Annotated in this window: 20 protein-coding genes and 1 pseudogene; 13 read left to right on the top strand and 8 right to left on the bottom strand. The window is 61.0% G+C overall.

The features are described 5' to 3' along the window. Positions 1-42 precede the first annotated feature (42 nt). From QF036_RS10900 to QF036_RS10870, 7 genes are read left to right on the top strand one after another with little or no spacing between them, the layout of a single operon-like run. A complete protein-coding gene (locus tag QF036_RS10900; protein ID WP_307101693.1) occupies positions 43-1,161 on the top strand; it encodes an alcohol dehydrogenase catalytic domain-containing protein in 1,119 nt (372 codons plus the stop codon). Further along, positions 1,158-1,910 carry an SDR family oxidoreductase gene (locus tag QF036_RS10895; RefSeq protein WP_307101692.1) on the top strand — a complete coding sequence of 251 codons (753 nt, stop codon included), beginning with the start codon at positions 1,158-1,160 and terminating at the stop codon, positions 1,908-1,910. Before QF036_RS10900 ends, QF036_RS10895 begins: the two co-directional genes overlap by 4 nt. Beyond that, positions 1,904-2,815, top strand: coding sequence for an NAD(P)-dependent oxidoreductase (locus QF036_RS10890; RefSeq protein WP_307101690.1), 912 nt, complete (start codon positions 1,904-1,906; stop codon positions 2,813-2,815). Before QF036_RS10895 ends, QF036_RS10890 begins: the two co-directional genes overlap by 7 nt. A gap of 28 nt (positions 2,816-2,843) precedes the next feature. Continuing rightward, positions 2,844-3,278 carry a carboxymuconolactone decarboxylase family protein gene (locus tag QF036_RS10885; protein WP_307101688.1) on the top strand — a complete coding sequence of 145 codons (435 nt, stop codon included), beginning with the start codon at positions 2,844-2,846 and terminating at the stop codon, positions 3,276-3,278. After that, a complete protein-coding gene (locus QF036_RS10880; protein ID WP_307101686.1) occupies positions 3,265-4,098 on the top strand; it encodes an N-acyl homoserine lactonase family protein in 834 nt (277 codons plus the stop codon). Before QF036_RS10885 ends, QF036_RS10880 begins: the two co-directional genes overlap by 14 nt. Beyond that, a complete protein-coding gene (locus QF036_RS10875) occupies positions 4,095-4,409 on the top strand; it encodes a putative quinol monooxygenase (protein WP_307101684.1) in 315 nt (104 codons plus the stop codon). The genes QF036_RS10880 and QF036_RS10875 overlap by 4 nt, the downstream gene beginning before the upstream one ends. After that, complete coding sequence (locus QF036_RS10870) at positions 4,406-4,642, top strand: hypothetical protein (protein ID WP_307101681.1); 237 nt, start codon at positions 4,406-4,408, stop codon at positions 4,640-4,642. Before QF036_RS10875 ends, QF036_RS10870 begins: the two co-directional genes overlap by 4 nt. 494 nt (positions 4,643-5,136) lie before the next feature. On the opposite strand, the pseudogene QF036_RS25445 reads toward QF036_RS10870, so the two are convergent. The 3 genes and pseudogenes from QF036_RS25445 to QF036_RS10855 all read right to left on the bottom strand — a co-directional run. Next, positions 5,137-5,492, bottom strand: a pseudogene (locus QF036_RS25445) (transposase); the annotation flags it as partial. A 101-nt stretch (positions 5,493-5,593) separates the two neighbouring features. Next, positions 5,594-5,818: a hypothetical protein gene (locus QF036_RS10860; protein ID WP_307101679.1), complete on the bottom strand. Its 225-nt coding sequence runs from the start codon at positions 5,816-5,818 to the stop codon at positions 5,594-5,596. An 836-nt stretch (positions 5,819-6,654) separates the two neighbouring features. Continuing rightward, positions 6,655-8,184 carry an APC family permease gene (locus QF036_RS10855; protein ID WP_307101676.1) on the bottom strand — a complete coding sequence of 510 codons (1,530 nt, stop codon included), beginning with the start codon at positions 8,182-8,184 and terminating at the stop codon, positions 6,655-6,657. A 503-nt stretch (positions 8,185-8,687) separates the two neighbouring features. On the opposite strand from QF036_RS10855, the gene QF036_RS10850 reads away from it, so the two are divergent. After that, positions 8,688-9,293, top strand: a complete 606-nt coding sequence (locus QF036_RS10850) for a TetR/AcrR family transcriptional regulator (RefSeq protein ID WP_307101675.1) — start codon at positions 8,688-8,690, stop codon at positions 9,291-9,293. A gap of 330 nt (positions 9,294-9,623) precedes the next feature. Here QF036_RS10850 and QF036_RS10845 read toward each other — a convergent pair whose 3' ends face one another. The 3 genes from QF036_RS10845 to QF036_RS10835 form a co-directional block, all read right to left on the bottom strand. Next, entirely contained in the window at positions 9,624-10,664 is a 1,041-nt protein-coding gene (locus QF036_RS10845) for an NAD(P)-dependent alcohol dehydrogenase (protein WP_307101673.1), read from the bottom strand. Between the two features lie 66 nt (positions 10,665-10,730). After that, complete coding sequence (locus QF036_RS10840) at positions 10,731-11,474, bottom strand: SDR family oxidoreductase (protein ID WP_307101671.1); 744 nt, start codon at positions 11,472-11,474, stop codon at positions 10,731-10,733. Between the two features lie 9 nt (positions 11,475-11,483). Beyond that, positions 11,484-12,593, bottom strand: coding sequence for an NADH:flavin oxidoreductase/NADH oxidase (locus QF036_RS10835; RefSeq protein ID WP_307101669.1), 1,110 nt, complete (start codon positions 12,591-12,593; stop codon positions 11,484-11,486). A gap of 150 nt (positions 12,594-12,743) precedes the next feature. Here QF036_RS10835 and QF036_RS10830 point away from each other — a divergent pair, with 150 nt between their 5' ends. Further along, on the top strand, positions 12,744-13,088 hold the full coding sequence (locus tag QF036_RS10830; protein ID WP_307101667.1) for an ArsR/SmtB family transcription factor: 345 nt from the start codon (positions 12,744-12,746) through the stop codon (positions 13,086-13,088). 180 nt (positions 13,089-13,268) lie between these two features. Here QF036_RS10830 and QF036_RS10825 read toward each other — a convergent pair whose 3' ends face one another. Then, on the bottom strand, positions 13,269-13,988 hold the full coding sequence (locus QF036_RS10825; RefSeq protein ID WP_307101666.1) for a GntR family transcriptional regulator: 720 nt from the start codon (positions 13,986-13,988) through the stop codon (positions 13,269-13,271). A 389-nt stretch (positions 13,989-14,377) separates the two neighbouring features. Between QF036_RS10825 and QF036_RS10820 the strand changes: the two genes are divergently transcribed. The 4 genes from QF036_RS10820 to QF036_RS10805 all read left to right on the top strand — a co-directional run bounded on the left by QF036_RS10820 (position 14,378) and on the right by QF036_RS10805 (position 18,444). Continuing rightward, a complete protein-coding gene (locus QF036_RS10820; protein WP_307101664.1) occupies positions 14,378-15,901 on the top strand; it encodes a sugar ABC transporter ATP-binding protein in 1,524 nt (507 codons plus the stop codon). After that, on the top strand, positions 15,901-16,893 hold the full coding sequence (locus tag QF036_RS10815) for an ABC transporter permease (RefSeq protein ID WP_307101663.1): 993 nt from the start codon (positions 15,901-15,903) through the stop codon (positions 16,891-16,893). The genes QF036_RS10820 and QF036_RS10815 overlap by 1 nt, the downstream gene beginning before the upstream one ends. Then, positions 16,890-17,909, top strand: a complete 1,020-nt coding sequence (locus tag QF036_RS10810; RefSeq protein WP_307101660.1) for an ABC transporter permease — start codon at positions 16,890-16,892, stop codon at positions 17,907-17,909. Before QF036_RS10815 ends, QF036_RS10810 begins: the two co-directional genes overlap by 4 nt. Before the next feature lie 88 nt (positions 17,910-17,997). After that, entirely contained in the window at positions 17,998-18,444 is a 447-nt protein-coding gene (locus tag QF036_RS10805) for a carboxymuconolactone decarboxylase family protein (RefSeq protein ID WP_307101658.1), read from the top strand. Between the two features lie 267 nt (positions 18,445-18,711). Here QF036_RS10805 and QF036_RS10800 read toward each other — a convergent pair whose 3' ends face one another. Beyond that, positions 18,712-19,851, bottom strand: a complete 1,140-nt coding sequence (locus tag QF036_RS10800) for an iron-containing alcohol dehydrogenase (protein ID WP_307101656.1) — start codon at positions 19,849-19,851, stop codon at positions 18,712-18,714. Between the last annotated feature and the right edge of the window lie 19 nt (positions 19,852-19,870).

Here is a 19,870-nt window from a genome sequence, read left to right as displayed (position 1 = left end):
AAGAAAAATTCCGCCAGTGAAGGCGGGAACTGGAGGAGAACGATGAAGTTCAGAGGAGCGGTTCTGGAAACGATCGGCGCCCCAACGCCCTGGGAGGGCACCACGCCCATCAATGTGGCCGATCTGACTCTCGACCCACCGGGGCGCGGCGAACTGCTCATCCGTATGGAAGCAGCCGGCGTCTGCCACTCGGACCTTTCGAGAGTGAGTGGAGTGCGTGAATGCGCAGTTCCCATGGTTCTGGGGCACGAGGGATCCGGCATCATCGAGGAACTGGGCGAGGATTGCGGCGAGCTTAGGGTCGGCCAACGCGTCACGATGACCTTCATGCCACGCTGCGGCGAATGCGCCGCCTGCACCTCCAGCGGTTGGGCTTTGTGCCTCGAGGGAACCAAAGCCAATGCCGAAGGCACCCTCCTGCACGGCGCGCGACGGCTCCGCATCAATGGCAAGCCGCTTGACCACCACGGTGGGGTGTCGGCGTTCGCCGAGTACGCCGTCGTCGACAAGCACTCGGTGGTGCCGTTGCCCGACGGAGTCCCCGCCGACGTCGGGGCCCTCCTGGGCTGCGCTGTCCTGACAGGCGGCGGCGCCGTCATCAACGCTGCGAAAATCCGGCCGGGCGAATCCGTTGCCATCATCGGGATGGGTGGCGTCGGCCTCGCGGCTGCGCTGGTGGCCAAAGCAGTGGGCGCCAGCCAGATAACAGCGATAGACATGCTCCCCGCCAAGCTGGAAACGTCACTGGAAATCGGCGCAACTGCCGCCTACACACCGGACGAAGCCGCAGCAGCCGGCCTGAAGTTCGACGCCGTCATTGAGTGCGTAGGCAACCCCGCGGCCCTATCCGGAGCCATCAACCTAACCAAGCCCGGAGGCCGGACAGTAACCGTCGGACTGCCTCGCCCTGATGCACGCCTGGAGATCTCTCCGCTGAGCCTGGTGGTCGAAGCCAGGCAGCTCATAGGTTCTTACATGGGTTCCGGCATCCCCTCCGAAGACATTGCCCGGTACGCCCAGATGTACCTGGACGGTGTCCTTCCGGTGGAGAAGCTCATCTCGGGCACCATCGCCTTGGACGATATCAACCACGCCATGGACGAACTTCGCGAAGGCAAAGTTATCCGCCAGATCATTGACCTCAAGGGAAGGGCCTCGTGAACTTCACCGATCAGACCGTTATCGTCACCGGCGCTGGAAGCGGGATTGGGAGAGCGGCCGCACTCCGATTCGCCGAGCTCGGTGCAAACATCGCCGTCGCGGACAAGAACGAATCAGCCGCAGAAGAAGTAGCCGCTGAGGCCGGCGGCAAAGCCCTTGCTGTAGTCGTCGACGTCAGCGACTCTGCCAGTGTCCGGGACATGGTGCAAACCGTCGTCGACAACTTCGGAGGCATCGACGTCCTGTGCAACAACGCCGGTTTTGGCTTTCCCGGCAACGTCCTTGAGATCGACGAAGACAATTGGGACCGTCTCATGTCCGTCAACCTCAAGGGCGTGTACCTCTGCTCCAAGTACACCATTCCGGAGTTGGCCAAATCAGGTGACGGGAGGATCGTGAACACGTCCTCCTATACTGCAGCCGTCGGTATTCGCGACCGTGCCGCCTATGTCGCCTCGAAGGGAGGCGTTTCGGCGCTGACCCGGGCCATGGCCTTAGACCACGTCGACCAAGGCATCAGGGTGAACGCGGTCGCGCCTGGCACGGTGAACTCGCCGTACTTCGACAAGATGATCAGCGAATCGGAGGATCCCCAAGCGTTGCTGGAAGAGCTCAACGGCCGCTCCCCCATGCATCGCATGGGCCGGCCGGAGGAGATCGCGGAGGCGATCGTCTGGCTCGCAGCCAAGGAGTCCAGCTTCGCCACTGGATCAGTCCTGACAATTGATGGAGGAACATCATCATGGTAGCCACCGAGCGGCACGCGTCCCTCTTCATTGGCCTCGGCAACATGGGCCGCCCCATGGCAATCAATTATGCAGCCGGGCGCGAACTGTTTGTCTACGACACAAACCCCGTGGCCGCAGCCGAAGTAGCCGCAGCCACGAATGGTACGGCGCTGCCGGATCTGGAAAACATTCCCGCGCACGTTCAGACCGTGATCCTCATGCTCCCCAACAGCCGAATCATCGAATCTGTCCTGCGCACCAGTCCGGGTCTGCTGAAGCGACTGCCCGCGGGCTCGCTCATTATCGACATGAGTTCCTCAGAACCGGAAAGCACCGCTAGCCTTGCGGCCGAGGCCGCCGCTCTTGGAATTGACTACGTCGATGCCCCGGTTTCCGGGGGCGTTGCCAAGGCCGAGACCGGCAAGTTGGCCATCATGGTTGGCGGCGACAGCGCCGCCGTCGAACGCGCGGAACGGCACCTGCGCCATCTTGGAGAGGCCATCACGCACGTGGGCCCTCCCGGGACCGGACATGCGGCAAAGGCACTGAACAACCTTCTTTCCGCCACGAACCTGGCCGCGGCGGCCGAGATCCTGAGCGTCGCTGCAACGGCAGGTATTGCACCGGAAAAGATGCTGGAGGTTATCAACGGTTCCACCGGCCGCAGCCAGGCCTCCGAGTTCAAGTACCCGCGCCACATTCTCACCGGGACCTTCGACTCCGGCTTTGCCATGGACCTGATGCTCAAGGACCTCAAGATCGCCCGGAACCTCATTTCCCAGCAGTCCGCCGAAGCACCGATCGTTCTCACGGCCCAGGAAACAGCCGAGAAGGCCCGGGAACTGCTTGAAAGCGCCCAGCCGGACCACACCGAATTTGTCCGATACTACGAAAAGCTCAACGCCACATCGCTGCGCGCCCGCTGACCGGCCGCAGGATTGAAAGGACCCCAGCATGACCATTGATCTCAATGACCAGACGACAGCGGCCCAGAACTACATCGACGACATGGCGAGCAAACGCGGCTATGTCCTCGATTATCACAAGGTCATGGCCAAGCACGATTTCCCGGTGCTGCAGGCGGCAAACCACATTGTGTCTGCCGCCTACCTGGACCAGCGCACGCTTGACCGGAAGACGAAGGAGCTCATTTTCATCGTCAGCCTGACCGTGATGCGTGCGGCCAAGGGCCACATCCAGAGCCACATCCGCGTTGCGTTGGACCTCGGGGTCACCCCCACTGAGATCCTGGAAGCCATCGAAATCTCCCTTCCCGAGGCCGGGATCGTCGCCTTCCAGGCCGGCTTCGAGGCCTGGCGCGAGGTCGTTGGAGCTGACGGAATCGAACCCACAGTTGCTGTTCACGAGGGCGGTAATGGCGCCGACTGAGAATGACGGCTACCGGCTTGTCGCCGTCCGCGTCGGCACCCGTGCGACTGAGCGGAGCGATGTCTACCTCAACTACCGCCTGTACGGAGAAGACGACGGCCCGGCGACGGTGGACTATTACTTCTGGGTTCTCCAAGGAACCGAAAGAACCGTCGTTGTCGACACGGGCTTCGGCGAGGAGGCGGGACTCCGGCGTGGCCGGACGTTGCTGCTGCAACCCGCCGAAGCCCTCCGCCGTCTGGGCATAGACCCGGCGACAGTTGAGGACGTCATCGTCACCCACGGCCACTACGACCACATCGGAAACCTTGGCCTGTTCCCCCAAGCGCGGATCCACATGGCCGAGTCTGAGTACCTCTTCTGGACTTCGCCAACGGCTGGTCATGTGCAGTTCTCGTTCTATTCGGAGGAAGCCGAGATTGATCAGCTGCGTCTGGCCGAAGCCCAGGGACGACTCAAGTTGTTCTCGGGGGAAACTGCTCCTGCGCCAGGTCTCCGTCTCGTGGAAGTCGGCGGTCACACCCCCGGCCAAGCCATCGTCTACGTACCCACCTCCGACGGCGAAGTGCTGCTGGCATCCGACGCTGTTCACTTCTACGAAGAGCTGGAACGCGACATGCCCTTCACTGCCGTCAGTGACCTGCCAGCAATGTACGACGCCTTCGCGTTCATCAGGGAGGACGTCCGCCAACGCGGGCTAACGGTCCTTCCGGGACATGACGCGGACGTCCTCACGCGCTTCCGCGCGTGCGAAGAACTCCCGACCGGCGCGGGCATAGCAATCGGCATTGCGCCAACAAACCCAAAGGAAACATCATGAGCAGCACATTCAACGTTGTGGCCAGGTATCGCACCAAACCCGGAACCACAGAGGAAGTCCTCAAACATCTGGGAAACATGGCGGCCGAGACTCGCAATGAGCCCGGTAACATCTCCTACGAATTCTTCCGCGGGGTTGAGGACAACAGGAAGATCATCATCCTCGAGAGCTACCACAGCCCCGAGGACTTCGACCTTCACCGTCAAAGCCAGCACTTCCTCACCATTGGCGCGGTGCACATCATCCCTGAGCTCGAATCCCGGGCCGTCACGACCTTCATAAGTGCTGACGGACCTGTAGAAGCGCCGTGAGCGAAGCACCGATGGAGGCAGCCCCTCCGTCCACTGAAGCCCGGGCCAGCCAGGACTGGTCCGGGCTTCGGCCTGCCCAGTCGGTACTCGTTCACGAGCCGCTCGGCGAAGCGTACGCCGCCATTGTGGACGCCATAACCGAAGACAGCAGCGTGATCTGGGTCGTCTGCGAGCGCTACTACCATCGCAGGGCCTTCGACTGCCGTGAAGGTGTTATCGTCGCACCCTCGTGATCACGTGGTTTACTCCATCATTCACCGGCAGTCGAGGTTCCAGCGGAGCGTTCTCGACTCCCAGAAACGAATATCCGGGCGCTAGGTGGGTCTCCTGATGCTGTAAGCCGGACGCTGACGGCCCGGAGAACAGCTCCGCCGCGGTATGTCAGTGCGAGTTTGTCGTGGCGCGTTGCCAATACTCGCCGCTGTTTGAGGATGTTGAAGTTCCGTTCGACGACATTGCGACCTTTGTAGTCCTCTTTATCGAAGGCCGGAGGTCTGCGGCCGGTGGATCCACGTCGTTTTCGGCTCATCTGATCGGCCGGTTGCGGGATGACCGCCACGATGCGCGCCCGCGCAGATGGGTTCGGATTGCCAGCGATGAGTATGCCTTGTCGCAGCGGCACGGTCCGGGCCGGGTGCAAGCCTGCCCGGACCGGCACGGTTGACCTTCAGCTGATCCATTAGATGGGTGAACATCGGCATCTGCACCCCGCCCGGGGGGCGACCAGCAGTACCAAAGGCGTGCCCTTGCCATCGACCAGGGCGCAGATCTTGGTGCTCAGTCCGCCGCGGGAACGGCCGACCGTGTGGTCCCGTGCTGGTGGGCCCGGTTCACCGTCAAGGGAGATCGACCAGTCGACCTCGCCGCGGGCGTCCGCGATCATCAGCAGCCCGGCCAGGATGCTGCCCCAGGTTCCGTCACAGCTGTCGCGACGGTGGCGCTTTTATTTGGTCTGCCACGGGCTGCAGTCGGCCGGCACGTCCCGCCAGGCATTCCCGCACCGATACCGGTAGATGATGCCCTCCACCACCGTCGATCATCCCAGGACGGACAACCACGGCGGCCCGCGGACAACGGAAGCATTGGCTGAACTTGGGCCCATTGCCAGCAGAAGTTCGCGACACCCTTCACACACCACGGATAGAGACGCCAGGATTTAGGACACTAGCCCTAGTCCCGATTTTTCACGGGCAGTCAGTTTCGCTGTCATTGATCCAGCGGATCATAGAGGCCTTGCCCAGCGGGAGCATGAAATGGTGGAGAACTGCGCGCCCATGCAGTGCCGATGCAAGAGAAACTTCCGGGACGCCTGCGCTGTCGCCGTGGACCAGGACTTTCTTCTCGGACATAGCCCCGCTCTTGTCGTAGACGGCCTCCCGCAATTGGTCCGCAGCAGTGTCGGAAGACACGGAAATGGTCCACGCGGCTGTTCGCGCCGGCTTTCCGGGTGCAATGCCGGCGAGGATTTCCACCGTCCCGCTGCTGCAACTTAGCACCAACGGGCGATGCCCGAACCTGAAGCCGACTTTGGAGGTGCCGGCGACGTGTTCCTTATCCGAGGGCGAGGCCACCAAGGTAGAGTCTAGGTCCATGACCAGCAGACCCGCGGCCGTGGCGGTCTGCGTGAGATTCGGGGCTCGGCGGCGTTCCAGCTCCGGGACAGTGGCTCACGGGTGAGGGTTTCGATGCCGTTGCTGAACAGCTCGAGGTTCACCACTGTTCGTTCGAATAACCGCGGCACGGTCGCTTCGGGGGCACCGATAGCCCCGCGTGAGGCGCGGCAGGGTCCCAGAACGGCGGCATGTTCGCCCCTGCGGCAAGCCGGCTTCGCCGCAGGGCCCAAAGTTAGTCGGGGCCAAACGTGGCCGGATGCCCATTAGCCCGGCGTGACGTGTGCTGAGACCGCCCAAACTCGCCGGGCTGAGCGCATTGCAAAACCGGCCGCCAACCACCTTTACTTGCGGGATGTCTATTTCGCGTCACTTGAGCGGACCATGGGCGTGGAACTGCTTTCGTCCCAGCTCCGCTTGCCTTGGACCCGGCAATGGTTCTGGACAGCGCACGTCTCCCGACGAGCGTATCCGCGCATCGTCGACGTCAGCCCGTGGACGATTGGGGGCCGCACGTTTCAAGGTTGGGCAACCGGGGCCGTGGCGGAAGGTCGATCGTCACTTTGGAGTGAGGCGAAGGACAATGCCGCCCCTGGCATTTGGGGCGGCATTCTTCTCTTCAGCGGGCTGCCTCCTTACGCGTCTTCGGCGGTCGTAGAGAGCACACGGCCGAGTCCTTCGTAGGCATCGGGCCGGTTGGATCGCAACCAGAAGGCGATGAGGAGACTGAGCACGAACCAGCCGATGCAGAACCACGGAATGAGGCTGACCCAAATGATGTCACCACCAAGCGTGCTGAGGTTTGACCACAGCAGGTAGAGAGCAGCACCGAGGCCGACGGCGCCAACGCCCGGGGCCACGAGGGTGCGCCACCAGTGCCCATGTTCACGGTGTTCCGGTAGCCGATGGTAGCGGATGGTGGCGATGGAACATAGGATCTGGTTGAGCATCACCCAGAACGTGCATGCGATGGCAAACCAGCCGAACACTTCGGAGTATGCCGCGGTGTTGAAGTCGTGCCCTGCGAATTCCTGCGCCGACGGGGCGGCAAAGTAGAAGACAGTGAACAGGGCTAGGATTATTGCCGCGCCGAAGAAGGTGGCAACAGCCGCGTGATGCGGACTTCCGTGGCGGGAGTGGGTGTGGCCGAGCTTGTTGGGGAAGAGAACGCCTTCACGTGCGATGGCATAGATGTAGCGCGACACTGTCTGGTGGAAGGCAAGGACGGAAGCAAAGCACCCGGTGATGACCAGCACGTTGATGCAGTCGGCGGCCCAGGCTCCCACATAAGTTTGGGCAAGGGAGATGTAGGACTGGCCCAACTGTCCAGTGGTTTCGTCGACAACATGGCCTGTGCCGAATCCGGTGATTGTTGCCCAAGCGGTGATGAACAGAATAAGGCCGATGCCGATCACCGCCAGGTATGTCGCCAGTGGCACGAGCTTCTTTGGGTTCTTGGACTCCTCGGCATAGTTAGGGACTACTTCGAACCCCAGCCACGACCAGAAGGCGAAAAAGATGCCGATGCCCGGGGCGATGCCGCCGAAGGCATTCACCGGATTGACGGGCTCGAGGCTGACCCCTTCGGGTCCGCCGTTAATGAATATTGCCGCGTTGACGATGGCGAGGATGGCGATTTCGAAGACGAAAAGCACGCCTAGCACCTTCGCGGAGAGTTCAACCCCGAAGTAGGACGCTACGGCTGCCAGTACGAGGGCCACGCCTGCGATAACGAGCCATGGCACGCTGATCCCGAAGGCGTCCTGCAGCGCGGCGGCACCGAAGTAGCCGATCGCTCCGAGGACGGCAACTTGTACGCATAGGTATCCCAGCATCAGTGAGAGACCGGAAGCGAGTCCGAGGGGCTTGCTCAGGCCGTTGCTGATGAAACTGTAGAAGCCGCCTGTAGCACTCAGCCGGCGGGTCATTGCTACATACCCGACTGCGAAGCAAAGCAGCACCATCATTGCGACGATGAAGCCAGCAGGGGCGCCGACGCCGTTGCCAAACGCGACCGCTAGGGGGATGTTACCCAAGCAGCCCACCAGAGGGGCTGCGCTGGAGAAGGCGAGCAAGAGAATGCCGACCAAACCGAGAGAGCCGGATTTGAGCCGGTGCACGTCTTTTTGGTCAGTCGCTGTGGGTACAGCACTAGATGTTGCCATGGGGGGATCCTTCTTTGGGGAGTACCGGTGTACTTTAGGGCAGCACACCGAAGATCATTGGGGATGGTGGTGCGATCCGGTCAGTGAACGGGCCGGGCTAAGGGAATAGGCCCGCGACGGGATGCAGGCCACCTTCCGCGCCGGGGTGTCCGTGCTGGAAGTTGAGTGCGCAGTGAGGTCACCGCGAGCCGTTGCGTTCAGCGACCCCAAAAGACTGAAACACATTCGTCTTTCGTATTTGTGAGTATGAGCTATAGAGTGCGCATCAGGCAATAGGCAACTTCGGAATGACGCTGAAAGTTGAACGGACCGCTTAGACTGGCGTGAGGCAGGGGACCGAAAAGGCCCACCAATTCGGGAGCAGGTTGGAGATGACCGCAGTGAGCCACGCCGCGGAGCGTAAGGACGAAGGGCGGCGGCCCGCCCCGGAAGGGGACGCTTCGCCAACTCGTCTCACCAGAGCCCACTCTCTGTCAGAACTTCTCACAGAAGCATCAGCGACAGTGGGCGCCCACCGTGAAGCCGTGCAAAAGCGCAGTCGATCCAAAATGGAGAAAGTTCTGGCCGCCGCGATCGATCTCTTGGTCGAAGGCGGTCCCGAGGCGGTCACCACGACGACAGTTGCCGCGCGCGCCGGAGTTTCGGTCGGCTGGCTTTACAACTTCTTCGACGGTCGCGAGGCGCTTCTGGAAGAGATCCTCGTGTCCTGCCTCCAAGGTCTTGACAACCGACTGGACAAAGTCAATTTTGATCTTGGTGGTCCAGGGTGGAAGGAGAGGGCCGAGGCGGGCGTTGATGCCCATATCGAATTCTTTAACGAAACTCCGGCCTTCCGCGCCATCTGGTTCTCCAGCGAGTTCACAGGCCGAATGATCCGCGCAAACCGAATGCACGACAATGAACTTGCCGCATACCTGGCCAGGAGCATCACGGATGTCCGGCCAGACGCCCCGGAGGTTCCGCTGGACGTTGTGACCCAGATCTTCGTGGGCATGCTCGACAAAGGTTTCGACCTGGCCTACCGCGAATCACCGGACCACGGCAACGCTGCCCTGCTGGAAGAAATGAAACGGTCGAGCATCGAATATCTGGCCACCTACCTCCCGTAGGACATCCACTCCGGATAGGGCAACGTACGCGCAATGCCCGGCCGGGACGGCCCGGTCGGGCATTGCGTGATTTTATTATTGGCTGTCTGAACCAGGTTCTCCCTGCGGCGTCGACTGTGGCAGCCCCTGGACAGGTTCACCGATCGTGTCCAGGTCATTCCTGGAATCCGGCGTTGCTGCGACGGCCCGACTGCGGGCAGTGTCGTGAAGAGGAAGGCGCAAGGAGCGCCGGACCGACTGACGTAGGGCCGGATGCAGGGGTTAAACAGGCGCTTAACTCCTGGCCCTAATGACCACCGGGAATCCTTTGCGGGCCATTACTCCCTCTGACTACAGCGTGGCCACATCAATGACAAATCGGAAACGAACGTCAGAAGCCAGGACACGCTCGTAAGCTTCGTTGATGGCGCTGGCCGGAATGACCTCGATCTCGGAGCCCAGACCGTGCTCGGCACAGAAATCGAGCATTTCCTGGGTTTCGCGGATTCCACCAATCATGGAGCCCGCGAAGGAACGGCGGCCGGTGATCAGCGCGAACGCATTCACAGGCAGCGTCTCGGCAGGGGCGCCAACGTTCACCAACGCCCCGTCGAGACTCAGCAACTGCAGGTAGGCGCTGATGTCGATCGAGGCACTGACGGTGTTGATGATGAGATCAAAAGAGCCGGCCAGAGTTTCAAACGTGGAAGGATCGCCCGAGGCGAAGTAGTGGTCAGCGCCCAGGCGCAGGCCGTCCTCCTGCTTCTTTAGGGACTGGGACAGCACCGTGACCTCGGCGCCCATGGCGTGGGCGATCTTCACGGCCATGTGGCCGAGTCCACCGAGACCGACGACGGCAACCTTCTTACCCGGGCCGGCGCCCCAGTGACGCAGCGGCGAATAGGTCGTGATGCCTGCGCAGAGCAGCGGCGCGGCCACGTCGAGACCCAGGGCATCCGGGATCCGCACGACGAAGTCTTCGCTAACCACAACATGTGTTGAGTAACCGCCCTGGGTAATAGTGCCATCGCGGTCCACCGCACCGTACGTTCCGGTGTTACCGGCGAGGCAGTACTGTTCCTCGCCCTTCAGGCAGTTGACGCATTCCCGGCAGGAATTGACCATGCAGCCGACACCGACGCGGTCGCCCACGGAGTGTCTGGTAACTTCTGCGCCAACTTGTGTGACGATGCCAGCGATCTCGTGGCCAGGAGCGAGCGGATATTGCTGCGGACCCCAGTGACCACGGACCGTGTGGATGTCGGAATGGCAGATCCCGGCGTATCGAATCTCGATGAGAACGTCGCGTGGGCCGACGTCCCGGCGCTTGATCTTCGTGGGAACGAGGTCCCCGGTGGCGGATGGGGCGGCGTATGCGTTGACTACAGGCATGAATCTCCTAATGGAGCCGGTCAGAAGCGACCGGCACGGATGACGATCTCGTCCAGAACGAGGGGATCACCAGTTTTGGCGGGTAGGCGAAATAATCAGGTCGTTTACAGTGGTGTTGGCTGGCTGATTGAGGGCGTACACTACGGCATCAGCCACCGCCTCTGGAGTAATGGCGAGCGAGTTGAGTTCCTTGGCTGCCTGGCGTCCAGCCGGGTCGTCCACCTTGTCCGCCCACCCGGTGTTGATGACGCCGGGACTGATGGTGCTTGCCCGGATTCCGTGATGGACCCCGAGTTCTTTGCGCATGCTCTCCGTGATGGCATGAACGAAGAACTTCGTTGCACTGTAGACGCCGGCTGACTCTCCGATTTGATGACCGGCAACTGAAGCCATGTTCAGGATGTAGCCCGAGTTTTGTTCTAGCATGCTTGGCAGGACAGCCTGGATGCCATTGAGGTAGCCGCGAATGTTCGTGTCGATCATGCGTCCCCAGTCATCGACAGCGAGATCCTTCCATGCAGAAAACAGCATGAGCCCTGCATTGTTGACCAGGATATCCAAGCCACCGAAAGTTTTGATGGCGTAGGCAGCCAACTGTTCCATGTCAGCGGCGTCAGTGACGTCGGTGACGCGAGCGGCGGCGATTCCGCCTGCCGACTGGATTTGCTCCGTAAGCCTGTCCAGTCGATCCTGGTTCCGGGCCGCGAGCACGAGCTTCGCGCCGTGTTCTGCCAAGGACCTGGCTGTTGCTGCGCCGATGCCCGATGACGCACCGGTAATGACGATGATCTTGCCGTCCAAATAGTTCATGTCGTGCTCCTAGTGCTTGCGGCGCTGTACGGCGTAGCCATACTGCGCCGGCCATTGGAGATCGAGACCGAGTGCCTGGGCGGCATGCTGCGGCCAGTACGGGTTGCGCAGGAGTTCACGACCGAGGAATATGGCGTCTGCCTGTCCCCCGCTGAGAATCTCCTGGGCCTGATGCGCGTCGGTAATGAGGCCGACAGCGCTGGTGGGAATGCCGGCCTGGTCCCTGGCTTGGGCGGCGAACGGCACCTGGTAGTTGGGACCGGCGGGAATCTTCGCGTCACGAACGATGCCACCGGTGGAGACGTCGAGGAAGTCCACGCCGTGGGCCTGCAGCTCCTTGGCCAGCCGGACCGTATCCTCGCCGGTCCAGCCCTCGCGCGGATCGTCGTCGTTCTCCGACAGCCAGTCGGTGGCTGACGTTCGGAAGAACACCGGCAGGTCCTCGGGCCATACCCCCCTTACGGCGTCGACGACTTCGAGCGCGAACCGCATCCGGTTTTCGAAACTCCCGCCGTAGCCGTCTGTTCGGTGGTTGGAGACAGGCGACAGGAAGGAGTGAATCAGGTATCCGTGAGCTCCATGGATCTCCACGACGTCGAAGCCAGCCTTTGCCGCACGCTTGGCAGACTCGGCGAAATCGTTGACCAGCTGGTTGATCTCTTCAATGGAGAGTTCAGCCGGAGGGGATAGTCCCTGGAACGGTTCCGGGCTGGGACCGACAGCCGGCCAGCCGCCGTCCGCCTCGCCCAAGTAGCCGTCGGAAATCCAGGGCTTGTCCACGGAGGCTTTCCGCCCCGCGTGGGCGAGCTGAATGGCCGGAACCGCACCATGAGAACGGATCGCTGCGGCAACGCGAACGAAGGACTCCTGCTGGCGGTCGTTCCACAGGCCCAGGTCCCATTGGCTGATACGCCCATCGGGGCGCACGCCCGTTGCCTCGACCATGACCAACCCGGCGCCACCGGCTGCACGGGTTGCCAAATGGGCCATGTGGAAGTCGTTGGGAACGCCTACGTCCGGGCCCTCAGCGGCTGCCGAATACATGCACATCGGAGCCATCCAGACCCGGTTCAGAATCTCCAGATCCCTCAGCTTCAATGGCGCGAAAAGACTACTCAAAGGAAATCTCCTTGTCTTGGGTGTGGGAGGAAGTTCGGCGGCGTTGTTCGCATCGCCAGTAATACGGTAAACCTCGTAGTACGCTACTTGTCAAACTACGATAACTATCGTACATTAGAGGATAGGCAGCGATGAGAGAAGGACAGGGCCATGCCCCAAATGGCAGAATCAGCGACAAAGGGACGCCTGCTGACTCACCCGAAGACCGAAGAGATCCGCATCGAAAACGTGCTTCACGCCCTCTCCGACCCCATCAGGCTTCGCATCGTGCGGGATCTGGAAAGAGGGCATGAGGATATGGCGTGCATGGCATTCGGACTGCCGGTCAGCAAATCGACCTCGACGCACCACTTCCGCGTACTCCGGGAGTCGGGCATTATACGGCAGCAATACCACGGCACATCCCGTGTCAGCCAATTGCGCCGGGACGATCTGGACTCACTTTTCCCTGGCCTGCTGGACGCCGTGCTGCACGCACCAAACCTGACTCCGTAACGCTGGAGAGATTAGTCCCGTAAGGAGACGGCTCAGTTGAGTCGGGAACCCCGGAGGCACCGATCTTCGATAGTGTGCGCCTTCACGCTGAATAAGCTCCGCCGTGATTGATGGACCGGCAGTGTCCACTAGAGGGCGAGCGAACGGTCGCCGGATTCCTGTTTGCTGGCTTGGCGGGCCTCAAGCCAGGCGGCCAGTAAGCTCATCTTCCGTTTTTGCTGAATGGTCGGCGGCAGAGAAACTCGCCAACGCAATGTCCCCGGCATTTTGGACGTGCACACGGCAAAGCCTGCTCGCTTCGTCGGCGTCACGCCGCCGAACCGCCTCAACGATTGCATCCAACTCGGCCACCGTCAGCTTGAAACGCCCTGGGGATGAGAGCGTCATCCTGCGAAGCATGGTCACGCGGTTGTTTAGCTGCTGGAGCATCTGCGCGAGCACATGATTTCCGGACCCGGCAAAAAGAACCTCGTAGAAGCCATTCTTTGCCTGCAGGACATTCGCTTGATTGGCCTCGACGCCAGGATCGTGAAGTGCACGCACCGAGCCGGCCAACTCTTCAACCTCCTCCTCGGATGCCCTCAGCGTGAAGCTATGGGCCAGATGGCCCTCGATGAGCTGTCGCGCTTCGTATATCTCACGCGCATCCTCTTCGGTTATGACAGCGACAGACGGGCCCTTGTGGACCACATTCGTTATGAGGCCCTCGGCCTGCAGCTGCTGCAGAGCCTCCCTCAGGAGGGTTCGGCTGACGCCCAGCTTGTCGCACAGGTCCCGCTCGATGAGCTTTTCGCCAGGCTGGAACGTGCCATAGAGAATGGCCTCGCGGAGAGTGTTCTCGGCCCGCTTTCGAAGAGACATGTCGTCCCGCTGCAGGCGAAGACCGAATGGCGACTCCATAACACCCTCCCCAGATCGAATATGCGTTGGCATAAAGGTACTACGGAACGCAACCCCGACGCCATAATGACGGGCGATCGTATTGTCGGACACTTGGCCTCGGCTTGGCCGGGAAGCCCCACCTCGGCCGGGATGACTTCCAGAAAACTATTGCGTTCAATCACAGCCGCTTCTATACTCGTCGCAGGATGACTTTGTATTACAAACGTGCATTGCGACAATAAGACCCAGTGATCCGATGATCTCCAGGCCACCCCGTCCACAGGGATGACACTGGAGCGGAGATCGACCCAAAGGACACAGTTATGGTCAAAGACGACCTGAATGTCTACCCAGCGCCGGCAGTGCCCGGAACAGGGAATCAGACAACAGCCATCAGGATTCACCAAGTGAAAAAAGCCTTCGGGGAAACACGGGCCTTGCGGGGTGCGACCTTCTCTGCGGACGCTGGAGAGATCCATGCGATAGTCGGCGAAAATGGCAGCGGTAAGAGCACGCTGGCGAAGATCATGTCCGGAATTGTCCTCCCCGACGAGGGATCCGTTGACATCAACGGCCACCATGTGACCAGCCCTGCCCAGGCGCTCAAGACAGGGGTCGCCACCGTGTTCCAGGAGGTGCTGGTCGCTGAAGGTGCCAGTATCGCCGACAATGTGTTCATTGGATCGCAGGGCGTATGGCGCTCCAGCGTCCCGCGGAAGGAGCAGTTCAAACGCGCCACTGAGATGCTGGGGTCACTTATGGGGCATCCCGTGGACGCCTCGGCACCGGTCGAAACGCTGAGTCTGGCCGACCGGCAGTGGGTCACCATCGCCCGTGCGCTCATGCGTTCCCCCAAGGTGGTGATTTTTGATGAGTCCACCGCCGCGCTAGACCTTTCAGGAGCTGCCCGGCTTTACGCAGAAATGGAACGGCTCCGTTCCGAAGGGGTTTGCGTCGTGATAGTTACCCACCGCATTGCGGAACTCACAACTTTCGCTGACAGCGCCACAGTTCTTCGTGACGGTGTCGACGTTGGAATCCTCCGAGGTGCGGAGATCACGGAGACCCGGCTAATTGAGCTGATGACAGGCGTGAAATCCCAGGCTGGGCTTGCAGCGGACGCCCACCGCCGTCGTAGCTCGCCAGACACCGGCAGGGGCGCCGTTCTACAGGCCGCCGGGCTCGTGGCAACGCCCGGAGCGCGGCCATCGGACTTCACCCTGCACAGCGGAGAAATCATTGGCTTTGCAGGACTGGACGGGCAGGGGCAGGGAGAGTTCCTTCAAACCCTGACGGGTGTCCGGCAGGCCATCGGTGGCGACGTAACCGCCTTTGGCACGGACGGCCGGGAACATCGGATCGGGAATCTGGCCGAAGCAATCGCCGCCAGAGTTTCCTACATCTCAGGTGACCGGCGCAAGGAAGGAATCTTCCCAAATTTGAGCATCTCCGAAAACTTTGGAATGCCCTTGTATCGGCACCACAGGCGCGCTGGAGTCATTGACAGGAGCGCCATCAACTCCCGCTTTAAAGAAATGTCCAGCACTTTGAAACTAAGGGCGGGAGCGCCTTCCAATCCCATCACGTCACTCAGCGGCGGCAACCAGCAAAAAGTACTCATAGGGCGCGAGTTGGCCCAGAACCCGCAGGTTGTCGCCCTCAATGATCCTGCCCGGGGAGTAGACATCAGCACCAAGCGGGAACTCTACGCCCAGCTTGACCGGCTTGCCCAGGACGGGGCAGGCGTCATCTACCTCTCTACTGAAATTGATGAACTCATAGGGCTTTGTGACCGCGTGGCCGTATTCCGCGACGGGGCACTCCTCGGCTGGGTGACCGGCACAAACATCACTTCCGACCGGATCCTCGCCGGGATGTTCGGTCACCTCGAAGCCGATTTCGACGTCGAGAAAGCGCTGGTGGAGCAGTAATGAAACAGCAAAGCCAGTTCGGCAGGCTGACAGGCCGCTCTTCCTATGCATTCGCATCCTGGGGGCTGCTGGCCGTCCTCATGGTGGTGTGCGCAGTCCGGGCCCCCTATCTTTTCACCGCCAGCGGAATCGCCGGCTTGCTGGTCTCGGCGGCACCTCTCATTCTGGTGGTCATGGGACTCACAGTGACCGCGCTGGTAGGCAGCGGCGTCGACCTCTCCGTGGGTCCGTTAATGATCTTTGTCAATGTCACACTTGTCCGCGTCCTCTTCGATCAGCAGATCGGTACGCCTGCGGTAGTCATAGCCTGGGCACTTGCCATCGGCGTTCTGATCCAAATCGTTCAGGCGATTGTCATCACGGTCGCACGAATCGAACCCGTGATTGTTACCCTCAGTGCGTTCTTGGCATTGTCCGGCATCAATCTCGTCATCCTCGCACAGCCCCGCGGCCAGGCTCCCCGGTGGCTCGCGGAATGGGGATCCGGGAGGTCAATACTCGCTCCAATGACGATCGTTTTGATCGTAGCCATCCTGGGCTGGTGGGCTTTCACGAGGACCCAACTGTTCACCAACCTGCGGCTTGTCGGATCTAACCAACGGACCGCGTTCGTCAGTGGAGTCCCTGTGACCATGATCAGGCTTGTTGCGCACGGCATTTCCGGTCTGCTCATCGGCGCAGGAGGCCTTGCTTACACGGGCCAGATAGCCTCCGGCAACCCAACCCAAGGCGGAACCTACACGTTGGCCGCCATCACCGCCCTCGTCCTTGGCGGAATCAGCCTTGCGGGGGGCCGCGGCGGCGTTCTTGGCTCCATTCCGGGAGCCATCGCCGTCACGCTCATTTCGTTCACCCTCACAACCTTCTCACTAGGGTCATTGGCTTCGTTCGTGGTGCAACTGTCCTACGGCCTAATTCTGGTGCTGGCCCTCCTGATCAGCGTGATTATTCCCGTACTTTGGCGCAAGCGCCAGGAGGTTAAGGCATCATGACAACCATCAAATCCCAGCCACTGGCAGACCGGGTTCCCATCCTGACCAAAGCCTCGGGCCAAAAAAACATTATCCTTGGCGTCATCATGTTGGCGGCACTCCTGGCAGTGGGCGCTGCCACCGTCCAAGGCTTCCTCTCCGGCTCGAATATCCGCTCGATGCTACTCCTGGGAGCCTTCCTCGGTCTTGCCTCGGTAGGCCAAACCCTCTGCGCATTACTCGGCGGGCTTGACCTTTCCATTCCATACCTGATCGGTTCCGCCAACATCGGTACCCTCTTCATGATCAGCTCCGGCGTGCCGGCAGGGCTCGCAATCGTCGTTACCCTGGTTCTCGGGCTCATGGTTGGGATTCTTAACGGGCTGATCAGTCTCCACCTCCAGAACCAGGCGCTCATCGTGACGCTCGGCGTCGGGTTCGCAACTGTAGGTGCAACACAGATCCTGACGAGTGCAGGAGCTTCGAATGCCGGTGGTACGAGCGGCGTTGTTCCTGAATGGCTCGCCAATATCTCCTCGCTCAGTGGAGAAACATTCGGACTGCCGGTTCCCCCCGTCATCCTCATTTGGCTCCTTCTCGCCGTGGGTCTGGTGTACATCATGCGTTCCACGTGGTTCGGGCGCAGCACCTACGCCCTGGGTGGAAACCGGACCGCTGCACGCCTGATGCTCATCTCCGAACCGCGTCGCTGGGTTACCGTGTACGCCTTAAGCGGCCTTTTCTCTGCATCGACCGGAATCCTTCTGCTTGGCTTTACCGGCGGAGCCTTCGTACGCGTCGGCGATCCCTATCTTTTCCTTACAGTGGCTGCAGTTGCAGTGGGGGGCACGTCGCTGCTCGGCGGCCGGGGCGGATACGGCAGCACACTGGTAGGCGTGCTCGTACTGATTGCGCTCACTTCCCTGCTGGTGGGCTACGGGCTGGATAACAACGCCCAGCAATTCGTACTCGGTCTGCTTATTGTGCCGCTGGTCGGCTTCTATGCCCGAAATCCACACATTAGACAGCAGATCTAGAATCCCCTGATCATGAAGGAAGGGGCCCGCCCTGAAGCTCAGGCGACGGCTCTACACCCAGGCACGCCGATCCCACGAAGGACTCACGTTGACCACCGATCACGACACAGCAGTCGAAGCCGAAAATCACAGTGAACTATGGCAGGCCGGAATCAGCCTCCGCAGGGAGGTGCTGGGAGATTCCTACGTCTCCGAATCATTGCAGCGCACAGCCGGCACCGAAAGTGAAGCCCTCCAAACACACATCACGGAAACGGTCTGGGGTGCAGTATGGACGCGGCCCGGGCTCGACCGCCGAAGCCGAAGTCTCCTCAATCTCGGAATTCTGGTCGCCCTGAACCAGCACCACGAATTGGCCGTCCATGTCCGCGGAGGACTCCGGAACGGACTCACTCCAGGAGAGATCGTAGAATCCATCATTCACGCGACGGCGTACTGTGGGGCTCCGGCAGGACTGGCAGCCATGCGCGTCGTCCAGAAAACGCTCGATGAAGAGTCCCGCGCGGCCCATGACACTGAGGTCACCCCCGCCTAGAAGCCAACCCGCAGGTGCAATGCCCGCCCGCAGCAAAGGAACGTGGACACGGGCATTGCACTGCCCGATTTGACCAATCCTAGAAGGGGATATGAGCCGAAGGAGGCCTCTTTCCCCGACGGCACAGCCACACCAAAGTGCTTGTCGCCCCTTAATAGCATTCACATGACGAGGCCCTTGCAACATCGCGTTGCAAGGGCCTCGTCATGTTCGTCCCGGTCAGCAAACCCAGGGCGCCGATACCGCTGCGAAGGGGCAATCTGACGGTCAGTAGGCCTGCTTCAACAGCTCCCGGACGTCTTCAGCGGTCACGGTCCGGGGTGCCTGGCGAATGACAGCTTCTGCCTCCCCCATTGTTGCCCGGACAACGTTCTCCAGCGCTTCCGGTGACAGGCCAAACTCGCGGATCTGCCGCGGAACACCCAGCGTTGCGAAAAGGAGTTCTAATTCCTCGGGAGCTGACAGCGGCACCGCAGAGCCTCTGGCCTCGGCGAGAGCAGCGGCCATAACAGTCTGCTGGGGCTCAGTCGCTTCAGCGTAAAAGCGCATGACGTGCGGCAGCGTGATGCAGGACGTCACCCCGTGTGGAACCCCTGCAGCACCCAGCTGGTGGCCGATGGCGTGGGAGAGACCCACCGGCACGTTGTGTACTCCAACAAGGGACATCCAGGCAGCCTGTTGACAGCGCAGGGCAGCCTCGACGTTATTAGGGTCCAGCGAGGTGCGGGGTAAATCCGCTGCAAGGGTGCGAAGAGCCGCAACGCATAGGGCAGTCGTAAACGGGTGTGCGTTGGTTGCGTAAGCAATTTCAATGGCATGATCGATGGCTCTGACGCCGGTGGTGGTCCAAAGATTGCGTGGAGTCAAGGCACACAGCGCCGGATCCAACACGACCGTGTTAGGAGTCAATACGAGATACCTGGTCAGTTCTTTCGTGTTGGTGGTGTCATCGACAAAAGCGGCAACGCCATTCCACTCAGCTGCGGACAGCGTGGTGGGGACAGCAATGACGGGGAGTGGATTTCCCTTCAGCTCCGGGAGGCCATGGGAGATGCTGTAGCGCAGGAAATCATGACCTTCATGGATCCCCTCCCCTATTCCAAGGGCGGTGAGCTTGGCTGCGTCAATTGCCGATCCACCGCCAATCCCAATGACTACATCCGCATCCACGTTCAGAGCGACCTCGACCAGCTCTGCCAGCCGTTTGACGGGGTTGTGCGCTTCCACCCTGGTGTACACACCCGCCGCCTTTTCCCCCAAGGCATTAACGAGGTCGCCAAATTGTTCGGTGGCGCCTATCGACTTTCCGGTGAGCAGGAGCGCGCGCTTCAGCCCGCGCCGCTCGAGTTCGGCAGGAATCTGTTGGACTGCACCTTCTCCCTCGATGACACGTTCGATGCGTGGCATTTCAAAGACTCGTGGCTGA

Source organism: Arthrobacter globiformis (genome assembly GCF_030817195.1).
Classification (GTDB): domain Bacteria; phylum Actinomycetota; class Actinomycetes; order Actinomycetales; family Micrococcaceae; genus Arthrobacter; species Arthrobacter globiformis_D.
The sequence above is the reverse complement of the archived record's forward strand: the minus strand, read 5'-3'. Positions and strand labels throughout refer to the sequence as shown.